Origin of the sequence: Cupriavidus campinensis (assembly GCF_905397395.1) — a bacterium.
GTDB lineage: Bacteria > Pseudomonadota > Gammaproteobacteria > Burkholderiales > Burkholderiaceae > Cupriavidus > Cupriavidus campinensis.
On sequence record NZ_CAJPVH010000096.1, the window covers coordinates 1 to 11,341 of the forward strand.

At 67.6% G+C, this 11,341-nt stretch carries 12 protein-coding genes and 1 pseudogene; 1 reads left to right on the forward strand and 12 read right to left on the reverse strand.

What is annotated here, in order from left to right:
* Nucleotides 1–153 (reverse strand): annotated as a pseudogene (locus KHO18_RS28695) (protein-L-isoaspartate(D-aspartate) O-methyltransferase); the annotation flags it as partial.
* Nucleotides 154–202: 49 nt separating this feature from the next.
* Nucleotides 203–955, reverse strand: a complete 753-nt coding sequence (surE, locus tag KHO18_RS27105; protein WP_211944218.1) for a 5'/3'-nucleotidase SurE — start codon at nt 953–955, stop codon at nt 203–205.
* 151 nt (nt 956–1,106) lie between these two features.
* Here surE and KHO18_RS27110 point away from each other — a divergent pair, with 151 nt between their 5' ends.
* Entirely contained in the window at nt 1,107–2,081 is a 975-nt protein-coding gene (locus KHO18_RS27110; protein WP_092289715.1) for an NADPH:quinone oxidoreductase family protein, read from the forward strand.
* A gap of 83 nt (nt 2,082–2,164) precedes the next feature.
* Here KHO18_RS27110 and KHO18_RS27115 read toward each other — a convergent pair whose 3' ends face one another.
* The 10 genes from KHO18_RS27115 to KHO18_RS27160 all read right to left on the reverse strand — a co-directional run.
* Nucleotides 2,165–2,956, reverse strand: a complete 792-nt coding sequence (locus tag KHO18_RS27115) for an ABC transporter permease (protein WP_149135704.1) — start codon at nt 2,954–2,956, stop codon at nt 2,165–2,167.
* A 47-nt stretch (nt 2,957–3,003) separates the two neighbouring features.
* Nucleotides 3,004–3,816 (reverse strand): ABC transporter ATP-binding protein, encoded by an 813-nt coding sequence (locus KHO18_RS27120; RefSeq protein ID WP_149135703.1) that lies wholly within the window; start codon nt 3,814–3,816, stop codon nt 3,004–3,006.
* A 113-nt stretch (nt 3,817–3,929) separates the two neighbouring features.
* The gene (locus KHO18_RS27125) at nt 3,930–4,973 is read right to left on the reverse strand and encodes an ABC transporter substrate-binding protein (RefSeq protein WP_211944219.1); all 1,044 of its coding nucleotides are present in this window, start codon (nt 4,971–4,973) and stop codon (nt 3,930–3,932) included.
* 252 nt (nt 4,974–5,225) lie between these two features.
* On the reverse strand, nt 5,226–6,203 hold the full coding sequence (locus KHO18_RS27130) for a Bug family tripartite tricarboxylate transporter substrate binding protein (protein ID WP_211944220.1): 978 nt from the start codon (nt 6,201–6,203) through the stop codon (nt 5,226–5,228).
* Between the two features lie 49 nt (nt 6,204–6,252).
* Nucleotides 6,253–7,221, reverse strand: a complete 969-nt coding sequence (locus KHO18_RS27135) for a hydroxymethylglutaryl-CoA lyase (protein ID WP_211944221.1) — start codon at nt 7,219–7,221, stop codon at nt 6,253–6,255.
* Nucleotides 7,218–8,414, reverse strand: a complete 1,197-nt coding sequence (locus KHO18_RS27140; RefSeq protein WP_211944222.1) for a CaiB/BaiF CoA transferase family protein — start codon at nt 8,412–8,414, stop codon at nt 7,218–7,220. Before KHO18_RS27140 ends, KHO18_RS27135 begins: the two co-directional genes overlap by 4 nt.
* Nucleotides 8,415–8,601: 187 nt before the next feature.
* The gene (locus KHO18_RS27145) at nt 8,602–9,507 is read right to left on the reverse strand and encodes a LysR family transcriptional regulator (protein ID WP_211944223.1); all 906 of its coding nucleotides are present in this window, start codon (nt 9,505–9,507) and stop codon (nt 8,602–8,604) included.
* Between the two features lie 23 nt (nt 9,508–9,530).
* A complete protein-coding gene (gene recR, locus KHO18_RS27150) occupies nt 9,531–10,145 on the reverse strand; it encodes a recombination mediator RecR (protein WP_211944224.1) in 615 nt (204 codons plus the stop codon).
* A gap of 25 nt (nt 10,146–10,170) precedes the next feature.
* The gene (locus tag KHO18_RS27155) at nt 10,171–10,497 is read right to left on the reverse strand and encodes a YbaB/EbfC family nucleoid-associated protein (protein ID WP_092289733.1); all 327 of its coding nucleotides are present in this window, start codon (nt 10,495–10,497) and stop codon (nt 10,171–10,173) included.
* A gap of 79 nt (nt 10,498–10,576) precedes the next feature.
* On the reverse strand, nt 10,577–11,341 hold a 765-nt coding region (locus KHO18_RS27160), incomplete at its 5' end, for a DNA polymerase III subunit gamma/tau C-terminal domain-containing protein (protein ID WP_280527780.1).

An 11,341-nucleotide genomic window follows, 5' to 3' on the forward strand; every position in this document is an offset into this window, starting at 1 on the left:
AGGCTTGCGCGGCTTGACGGTCGCCGGCGCGGGCGCGGCCACATGCCGCCCGCCCACGGCGGGCAGTCCGGCCGTGCGCTTGGGCGCGGGCTTGCGTTCGACCACCGCATCGAGCGGCAGCGGAAAGCGGGATCGGCGCGGCGTGGTGCTCATCGGCGCAATACCGGAATCGAAGACTGGAGGGCTGACGCGAACGGCACGCCTACCCCAGCCACTGTCCGAGTTGTTCGAGCTGCGCGCGATGGGTCAGGTCGAGCTGCAACGGCGTCAGCGAGACAAACCCATTGGCGGTGGCGTGGAAATCGGTGCCTTCGCTCGCGTCGCGCGCGTCGCCGGCCGGGCCGATCCAGTAGTTGGTATCGCCGCGCGGATTCACCTGCGTGATGACCGGCTGCGAAGGATGGCGCTTGCCAAGGCGCGTGGCGCGCTGGCCCTTGATATGTTCGAACGGCAGGTTCGGAATGTTGACGTTGAGCAGGAACGGCTCCTGGGGCGGGCGGGCGATCACGCGCTCCACGATCTCGCGCGCCACGCGTGCGGCGGCGTCCAGATGCTCCCAGCCCTTGTCCACCTGCGAGAACGCGATGGACGGAATGCCGAACAGGTAGCCCTCGATAGCGGCGGCCACGGTGCCCGAGTACAGGACGTCCTCGCCCATGTTCTGGCCCTGGTTGATGCCGGACACCACCAGGTCGGGGCGATCTTCCAGCAGGCCGGTCAGTGCCACGTGCACGCAGTCGGTGGGCGTACCATTGATGAAACGGAAACCCTTCTGCACGCCCTCGCGCGCCTCGAAGACCGAGAGCGGGCGTTGCAGCGTGAGCGAATTCGATGCACCGCTATGGTTCTGCTCGGGCGCGATCACCGTCACGCGCGCAAGCGGAGCGAGCGCGGCATGCAGAACGGCAAGTCCCGGCGCGAGATAACCGTCGTCGTTGGCGAGAAGGATATGCATGGCCGCGATTGTACCCGAGCAAAGCGGCCATCGCGGCACCAAAACGGCGTGGAACCGCCGTCCGCCGCGAACAGAACGATCGTGCTTTTTTGCGCTACACTTCCCGGAGCGCAGACCATCGCCACACCACAACACCACCACCGGAGACAAGATGAAAGCCGTACTCTGCAAAGCCTGGGGCCCGCCCGATTCCCTTTCGCTCGACACCCTGCCGGACCTCGTGCCCGGCGATGGCGAGGTCGTCATCGACGTCAAGGCCGCCGGGGTCAACTTCCCCGACGTGCTGATCATCCAGAACAAGTACCAGGCCAAGCCAGCGCTGCCGTTCTCGCCCGGTTCGGAGCTGGCCGGCGTGGTCAACGCGGTGGGCGCGGGCGTGACGCACGTCAAGCCCGGCGACAAGGTCATCGCCTATCTCGGCAACGGCGCCTTCGCCACGCAGGCCAAGGCCCCGGCGAGTGCCGTGGTGCCGATGCCGCCCGGTATCGACTTCGACGTGGCCGCCGCCTTCACGCTGACCTACGGCACCTCCCACCACGCCGTGGTGGACCGGGGCGAACTGAAGGCTGGCGAGACGATGCTGGTGCTGGGCGCGGCCGGCGGCGTGGGCCTGGCGGCCATCGAGATCGGCAAGGCGATTGGCGCGCGGGTGATCGCGGCGGCGTCCACGGACGAGAAGCTGGCGGTCTGCAAGGAGCACGGCGCCGACGCGCTGATCAACTACAGCACGGAAGACCTGCGCGAGCGCGTCAAGGCGCTGACCGATGGCAAGGGCCCGGATGTCATCTATGACCCGGTCGGGGGGATTTATGCCGAGCCGGCCTTCCGCTCGATCGGCTGGCGCGGCCGCTACCTCGTGGTGGGCTTCGCCAACGGCGAGATCCCGAAGATGCCGCTGAACCTGGCGCTGCTCAAGGGTGCCTCGCTGGTCGGCGTGTTCTGGGGCGATTTCGCCCGTCGCGAGCCGCGTAACAACCAGGCCAATATGGCGCAGATGCTCGGCTGGATGAAGGAAGGCAAGATTCGCCCGCACATCTCGGCCCGCTATCCGCTGGAGCAGGCGCCGCAGGCGCTGAAGGACATGGAAGCGCGCAAGGTGACCGGCAAGATCGTCATCATGCCGTAACGCTTCACTGCCCTCCCCCGGCCCGTCCGTTGCCTGGACACTGGCCGGGGGAGCGCGAATTCAACAACGTTTAACGCAGAATTTCAGAGCTTTTCGGTCTCACCCGAACTCGGCTGCCACTTCATCAGCCGCTTCTCCCCCACCGTCACCATCCAGTCCAGCACCAGCGCGCAGCCGGTCAGGACCACGATGCCCGCGAACACCGTGTTGATGTCGAACGTGCCTTCGGCCTGGAGAATCAGGTAGCCCACGCCGCGCGCGGAACCCAGGTACTCGCCCACCACCGCACCCACGAACGCCAGGCCCACCGAGGTGTGCAGCGACGAGAACACCCAACTCGTGGCGCTGGGCAGGTACACGTGGCGCAGCAGCTGCTTCTGGTTCGCGCCGAGCATGCGCGCGTTGGCCAGCACCACCGGGCTCACTTCCTTCACGCCCTGGTAGACGTTGAAGAAGACGATGAAGAACACCAGCGTCACGGCCAGCGCCACCTTCGACCAGATCCCCAGCCCGAACCAGACCGCGAAGATCGGCGCCAGGATCACGCGCGGCATCGAGTTGGCCGCCTTCACATAGGGATCGAGCACGGCCGAGGTGAACGGGCTCAGCGCCAGCCACAGCCCCACGCCCAGCCCGGCCACCGTGCCGATGCCGAAGGCCAGCACCGTCTCCAGCAGCGTCACGCCCAGGTGAATATAGATGTCGCCCTCGACGATGAACCAACTCCAGATGCGCTTCGCCACCATCAGCGGCTCGCCGAAGAAGAACGCCACCTGTTGCGAGCGCGTGGCCGCATGCCACACCCCCAGGATCACCACCAGCACCAGCAGCTGCCACACGCGCAGCATGCCCTTAGAATCCGCTCGGAAAGCCATATCGTTGTTCTACGAGTGTTTGTATCGTCAGAGAGAGTTCATGCAGGTCAGGCGACCTTGCGCTGCTGCGCGTAGCCCTTGAGCACTTCCTCGCGCAGCACGTCCCAGATGGCGGCGTGCAGCTCCACGAAGCGTGGATGGTTGCGGACTTCCGCTACGTCGCGCGGACGCGGCAGGTCGATCGCAAATTCGCCAATCGGATGGGTGCCCGGGCCGGCTGACAGCACCACCACGCGGTCACTCATGGCGATGGCCTCGTCCAGGTCGTGCGTGATGAACAGCACGGCCTTGCGCTTGGCGGCCCAGAGGTCCAGCACCTCGTTTTCCATCAGCTGACGGGTCTGGATGTCCAGCGCCGAGAACGGCTCGTCCATCAGGATGATGTCCGGGTCCAGCACCAGCGTCTGCGCCAGGCTCACGCGCTTGCGCATGCCGCCCGAGAGCTGGTGCGGGTAACGGTCGCCAAACCCGCCCAGACCCACGCGGCGCAGCCATTCCTCGCCCTGCGCCTCGGCCTCGGCGCGCGGCACGCCACGGAACTCCAGGCCGGCAATCACGTTGTCCAGCGCGCTGCGCCATGGCATCAGCGCCTCAGACTGGAACATATAGCCGGCGCGGCGGTTGATGCCGACCAGCGGCTCGCCGAACACGCGCACGGCGCCGCTGGAAGGCTCCAGCAGGCCGGCGCCGACGTTCAGCAGTGTGGACTTGCCGCAGCCTGTGGGGCCCACCACCGAAACGAACTCGCCGGGCTGGATGGACAGCGTGACATCGCGCACGGCGGTGTAGCGCTGACTGCGGTCCTCGCGCGAGACGAAGGTGCAGGTAACGTTTTCGAGGGAAAGTGCGGGCGTGCTCATTGCTCGAAGAAAACTCGTCGAAATACTGGACTCAGAGAAAACACAAGCCCGCCGAGCGGCATGCGCGCGGCGGGCGGCGGGCGGCGTGAAGGCGGGGTTCGCTGACTTGCCGCTTATTTGTACTTGGCGTTGGCGCGCTGGACGAACGTGTTCGTGAACGTGTTCTCGAGCTTGATCGGCTTGCCCTTCAGCTCCGGATCGAACTGCTGCAAGGTGTTCAGCGCCGTCTTGGGGCCATCGGCCGGCATCGTGCCGTCCGGCGAGATGGCTTCCTTGACCTGCTCCCAGGCGGCCAGGTAGAGCGCGCGGTCGCCCAGCAGGTAGCTCTCGGGCACGGTTTTTACGATGTCCGACGGGCCCGCCTTCTGCAGCCACTTGAGCGCCCGCACCATGGCGTTCGTCATCGCCTGCGTGGTGTTGGGGTTCTGCTGGATGAACGCGGTGGAGGCATACAGGCAGCCCGACGGCATATTGCCGCCGAACACCGCCTGGGTTTCCTTGAGCGTGCGGGTGTCCGAAGCAATCTTCACCTCGTTCTTCTGCGTCAGCATCGACACCACGGGGTCCAGGTTGGCCATTGCGTCGATCTGGCCCGAGCGCATGGCAGCCACCGCGCCGGCGCTGGCGCCCACGCCGATGAACGACACGTCCGACGGCTTCAGGCCCGACTTGGCCAGCACGAAGTTGGCCATCATGTTGGTCGAGGAGCCCGGCGCGGTCACGCCGATCTTCTTGCCCTTCAGGTCGGCAATCGACTTGAAGTTCGGCATCGTCTTGTTCGACACCACCAGCACGATCTGCGGCGCGCGGCCCTGGAGCACGAACTCCTGGTACTGCTGGCCCTTGGCCTGCAGGTTGATGGTGTGCTCGTAGGCGCCGGACACCACGTCCGCGCTACCGCCGACCACGGCCTGGAGCGCCTTGGCGCCGCCGGCAAAGTCGACGATCTCCACGTCCAGGCCCTCTTCCTTGAAGTAGCCCAGGCGTTCGGCAATCGTCAGCGGCAGGTAATAGAAGAGATTCTTGCCCCCCACGGCGATGGTCACCTTGGTCTTCTCGGGCTTGCCCTGCGCCTGCGCGCTGCCAAAGGTGAACCAGCCGGCCAGGAACAGGGCCAGTGCGATCAGCGCCCGCTTCCAGAATGTCTTGTCGTACATGAGATGCTCTCCTACCTGACTACCTGTTTTTGTTTGTGGCGTGCCGCCTTGCGGCAAATTGCGATGCTACCGGCCGCTGCCGGCGCCCGCATCGGGATGAATACCTACCGGGAAATGCAGACATTCAGCGGACATTGGGGGTCAATGCGCGGGCCAGCCCGTAAACGCAGCGCGGCGGCGCACAGTGTACGTGCGCCGCCTTTCGATCACCTTGCCATGGTCGGAATGTCTGGCTCCGTGGCCTGCTCAGCGTTACTCCGCGTGGATGTCGGCGGACTTGATGACCTTGCCCCAGCGCGTCAGTTCGGCACGCTGGTACTGGTCCAGCTGCTGCGGATTCATGTAGCGCGCCTCGGCCCCCAGTTCCTCGGCCTTCTTGCGGAAGGCGTCGGACTTCATGATCTTCTCGATCTCCGAGGTCAGCTTGTCGATGACGGGCTTCGGCGTGCCGGCCGGCGCGTACATGGCGAACCACGACGACACGTCCAGGTCAGGGTAGCCGGCTTCCGGCGCCGACGGCACATCCTTCAGGCTCGGCAGGCGCGTCTTGCTGGTCACCACCAGCGGGCGCAGCTTGCCGGCGGCGATATGGCCCATCAGCGGCGGCGGCGTGGTGATGGTCAGGTCGACGTTGCCGCCCAGCAGGTCGGTCATCGCCGGGCCGGTGCCCTTGTATGGCACATGGGTGATCTTCGTGCCGGCCTGCAGGTTCAGCAGTTCCGTGGACACGTGCTGGAGCGACCCATTGCCCGACGACGCGTAGTTGAGCTTGCCCGGATTGGCCTTGGCGTAGGTCACCAGTTCCTTGAGCGAGTGGACCGGCAGGCTCGGGCGCACCACCAGCACCTGCGGCGCCGACAGCAGGTTCGCCACCGGCGCGAAGTCCTTCACCGGGTCCCACGGCTGCTTGGTCAGCAGCGGCGTGATGACGTGGTAGCCCGAGTACTGCACCAGCAGCGTGTAGCCATCCGGCTTGGCGCGCTGCACGGCCTGGGCGGCGATGGTGCCGTTGCCGCCGGGCTTGTTGTCGACCACGACCGACTGGCCGAGCGCCTTGGCCAGCGGCTCCGAGATCAGGCGCGCGGCGATGTCCGTCGTGCCGCCAGCCGCGGCGGACACCACCAGCATCACCGGCTTGTTGGGATAGGTGCCGTCCTGCGCCTGGGCGGCAGGTACGAATGCCATGCCAGCCAGCAGCGCGGCGGCCGTCAGTTGAGTCTTGCGGTTCATGGTTGTCTCCGTGCTTGTTATATAGGGAATCGAAAAACCGGGTCCGGGCTTACTGCCCGGCGAAGTGCTCGGCCATCCAGGCCGGGGGTTGATGGGTGCGCAGGCGCGGGCCGGCGCGCAGCAGCTGGCTGGAAATCTCCCGTTCAACCAGCGCCGGCAGGCCGCCGACCACGGCCAGCAGGCCGTCCAGGTCCACGCCGGTGTCCACGCCCATCGACGCGAACATGTGGACGAGTTCCTCGGTGCTGACATTGCCGCTCGCGCCGGGCGCGTACGGGCAGCCGCCCAGGCCGCCGGCAGCCGCGTCGAAGCGCGTGACGCCGGTCTGCCAGGCCGCGATGGCATTGGCCAGGCCCATGCCGCGCGTGTTGTGGAGATGGATGGTCAGCCCGGTCTGCGGCAGCGCGCGCTGGAACGCCTCGCACATCGCCGCCACCTGGTTGGGGTAGGCCATACCCGTGGTATCGCACAAAGTGATGCCAGACGCACCCGCATCGGCAAATCGGCGCGCCAGAGCCATCACGTCGGCCTCGGGGATATCCCCTTCGAACGGGCAGCCGAACACCGTGGACAGCGACACGTTCACTGGCACGCCAGCCTTGCCGGCCTCGCCGATCATCGCCGTCAGCTGCGCCTTGGACTGCTCGCGCGTCATGCGCAGGTTGGCGCGGTTGTGGGTCTCGCTGCACGACATGACCAGGTTCACCTCGTCCGGCCGGCACGACAGCGCGCGCTCCAGCCCACGCAGGTTCGGCACGAGCACCGTGTAGGCCACGCCCGGCACGCGCTCGATCTGGTGCATCACCGCCTCGGCATCGGCCAGCGCGGGAATGGCGCGGGCCGATGTGAACGAGGTGGCCTCGATGCGCGCGAAGCCGCAGTGGGCCAGCGCATTGACGAAGGCAACCTTGCCTTCGGTCGGCACCACCACGGGCTCGATCTGCAGGCCGTCGCGCGGTGCGACGTCATTGATTTCGATCTTGGCCGGCCCGGCCAGCGGATAACGTTGGGCACTCATGCGATCACTCCTCGGGCGCGCAGGTCGGCAATGGCAGCCGCGTCGAAGCCGGATTCGGCCAGCACGGCATCGGTATGCTCGCCCAGCGTGGGCGCGCGGTCATGGATGGCGCCAGGGTTGGCGGACAGCTTCGGGATGATGCCCGGCACCTCCACGCTGAGCCCACGGGCCGACGTCACGGTCTCGATCACGCCGCGTGCCCGGTAGTGCGGGTCTTCGGCGATGTCCTTGACCGTGTAGATGCGGCCGGACGGCACATCGGCCTCGCGCAGCACAACCAGCGCGGACTCCACGGTCTGGGTCTGGGTCCAGGCGGCGATGGCGGCATCGATCTCGTCCACACGCTTCACGCGGCCGTCGTTGCGGGCCAGCGCAGGATCTTCGCCGAGGTCCGGGCGGCCCATCGCGGCCATCAGGCGGCGGAAGATCGCGTCGCCATTGGCGGCAATCAGCACGTATTCGCCGCAACCGCAGGGATAGGCGTTGGACGGCGCAATGCCCGGCAGCGCGCCGCCGGCCGGCTGGCGCACGGCGCCAAAGGCCGAGTATTCAGGCAGCAGGCTTTCGCTCAGGTTGAACAGCGACTCATAGAGCGCCACGTCGATCACCTGCCCCACCCCGCCGCGCGCGTCGCGCTCGTACAGGGCCAGCAGCACGCCCAGGGCGCCGTGCAGGCCGGCGATGGTATCGCCCAGCGAGAGCCCGGCGCGCACCGGCGGCCGGCCCGGCTCGCCGGTCAGGTAGCGCAGGCCGCTCATGGCCTCGGCCACGGCGGCAAAGCCGGGTTCGTCCCGGCGCGGGCCGGTCTGGCCGTAGCCAGACACCCGCACCATGATCAGCTTCGGATTGGCGGCGTGGAGTACATCCCAGCCCAAACCCCACTTTTCCATGGTGCCGGGGCGGAAGTTCTCGATCAGGACATCGGCCTCGGTAGCCAGCTTGCGCACCAGCGCCTGGCCTTCCGCCTGGCGGAGGTCGATGGCGATGGACTGCTTGTTGCGCGACTGCGCTTCCCACCAGACCGAGGTATCTTCGTGCAGCATGCGCCACTTGCGTAGTGGGTCGCCCTGCCCGGGCGGCTCCACCTTGACCACGTGGGCGCCAAAATCCGCGAGGGTCTTGGCGGCAAAGGGGCCGGCAATCAGTTGTCCCAGTTCCAGGACGCGAATGCCTTCGAGAATCTGTTGCGCCATGTGAGCGTGTCTCCGTGATGACCGTGGATGCCGCGCCGCATCACCTGCGGGACTGGCTTTTCATGTTGGGTCGGAGTGTGCACCAGCGGCGCGGGCGGCGGAATCGGCATTCCGGCAAGCGGGCTTTCTCGGAACGCGAAGGGGCGGGCTTACCCGGGGTTGCCCCGGGGATGACACCGGCGTGCCGCTAGAACGGCGCGCGGTCGCCGCAGAGATGGGTGATGAGCAGCCGCGCCGACACCGTCAGCCCGGCGGGGTCGCGCATGCCGATCAGCAGCGAGCGGCGTGCCCAGGCGTCCTGCAGCGGCACCAGCGACAACCCCATCGACTTCACGTGCGGCTCGGCCGCGATGCGCGGCAGCACGCCCACGCCCAGCCCAGCCATGACCATGCGGCACATCGCGTCGAAGCTGCGCACCTGGATGCGCAACCGGAACTGCCGCTCCAGCCGGCTACTTTCCTCGAGCAGCCGCGCCGCCAGCGAGGTCACCTGCGGCAGGCTCACGAAGTCGTATTCAAGCGTATCGGCGTAATGCACGGGCCCGCGCTCGGACAGCGGATGCCCGGGCGGCGTGATGATAACCAGCTCGTCCTGCCGGTATTCCACGGTCACCAGCCCGGCACTTGGCGTGCGATCGGCGAAGATGCCGACATCGGCGCGGTTTTCGACCAGCGCGGCGACGATCTCGCTGCTGTTTTGCTCCTCCAGCTCGATGCGGATGGTCGGATGCTGGCGCATGAACGCCGCGAGGTCGTCCGGCAGGAACTGCGTGATGGCCGAGGTATTGGCGCACACGCGCACCTGCCCGCGCACGCCGGACGCGTAGTCCGACATCACGCCGGCCATGCGTTCCACGTCCTGGAGGATGGTCAGCGCATGGTGGTAGCAGGCCTGGCCCGCCTCGGTCAGCTGCACGCCGGCGGCGTGGCGGAAGAACAGCGGCGCGCCCACGGCGGCCTCGAGATCGGAAATCCGCTTGCTGGCGGCAGCCACGGCCAGGTGGGACTGGCGCGCGCCGGCCGAGATGCTGCCCTGCCGGGCCACGGCCACGAACAGGCCAAGCGTCACGAGGTCGAAGCGCGCCAGATTCATGTTTGTCCGAAGGGGTCCGATACCTACAGGCTGCGCCGATCCATGACAGCGCGGGCGATGGTGCCCGCGTCCACGTATTCGAGTTCGCCGCCCACGGGCACGCCGCGCGCCAGCCGCGACACCTTGAGCCCGCGCGCCTTCAGCATCTCGCCGATGTAGTGCGCGGTGGCCTCGCCCTCGCTCGTGAAATTGGTGGCCACGATGACCTCGCTCACCGGTCCGCCGAGTTCGGGGTCCGTGGCGCGGGCCAGCAGCCGGTCCAGGTGGATGTCCTTCGGGCCGATGCCGTCGAGCGGCGAGAGCCGTCCCATCAGCACGAAATACTGGCCGCGATAGGTCAGCGTCTGCTCGATCATCACCTGGTCGGCCGGCGTCTCGACCACGCAGAGCAGCGAGGCGTCGCGCGCGGTGTCCCGGCACGTCTCGCAGATCTCCTGCTCGGTGAAGGTGTTGCAGCGCTCGCAATGGCGGATGCCGTCGGCGGCGCCGCGCAGCGCGTCGCCAAGCTTGCGCGCGCCGTCGCGGTCGTGCTGCAGCAGGTGATAGGCCATGCGCTGGGCGGACTTAGGCCCCACGCCTGGCAGCACCTTGAGCGCCTCGATCAGCGCCTGCAGCGAGGTGGGCGGCGCCGTTCTCATCGGCGCGCCCCTGTCTGATGCGCCATCAGAACGGCAGCTTGAAGCCCGGGGGCAGCGGCAGGCCGGACGTCATCGAGCCCATCTTCTCCTGCGTGGTGGCCTCGGCCTTGCGCACGGCGTCGTTGAACGCGGCGGCCACGAGGTCCTCGAGCAGGTCCTTGTCATCGGCCAGCAGGCTCGGATCGATGGTCACGCGCTTCACGTCGTTCTTGCAGGTCATCAGCACCTTCACGAGACCGGCGCCGGACTGGCCCTCGACCTCGATCAGGGCCAGCTGCTCCTGCATCTTCTTCATGTTTTCCTGCATCTGCTGGGCTTGCTTCATCAGCCCGGCCAGTTGACCTTTCATCATGGGGATACTCCTGAATCAATGTGTGTGGATGGCGGGGCGGCGCCGGTGATGCTGGTCTGGCCGCCCCGGGAATGGGTTGTCAGGCGGCGCGTGGCTGGACGGAGCCGGGCACGATCTGCCCACCGAACTCGCGCAACAGCCCCTGCACGAACGGATCGCCGTCGATATTGGACTCGGCCTCGCGCTGGCGCTCGGCCCGGGCCGCTGCATCGACGGCAGCCGCCGTGTGCGTCACGGCGCCGATCTCGCACTGCACGCGCACCTCCATGCCAAATTGCTCGACCAGCGCGGCCTGGAGCCGTTCGGCGACATTGTTTTCGGCGATGGCCGCCACCGGCACGCGCAGGTGCAGGGTGCGGCCGACCACGCGGTGCAACTCGCTCTGGTACGCCAGTTGCTGGGCCAGGCCCTTGAGCGGCAGCGTGGCGGCCAGCGTCGGCCAGTCACCGGTGAACACAGGTGGCGTGCCGTCATCGGCAGCGCTCGGCGCCACGGGCGGAATCGCCGGGGCCAGTTGCACAGCCGGCTGGGCAGCGGCCTCAGGTTCCGGCCGGCGCGCTGGCTTGGCCTGCGGCGCGGCGCGGCTGGCGCGCGGCGCGGGTTCGAACGAGTCCGACTCGAAACCGTTGTCGTAGCCGCCGAAGCTCGGGTCATAGCCCGGATCGCTGTCGTACGGGCCGATCACCGGCAGATCGGGGGGCAATTCCTCCCAAGGCGGCACTTCGCTGCTGGCCGGCTTGGCCGCCGGGGCGGCTTGCACGGGTTGCGGCGCCTGGACTGGCTTGAGCGGCTGGGCAGCGGGGGCGCCCGGTGCCTGCCGTGCCGGCGCGGCGGCCGTGGCCGG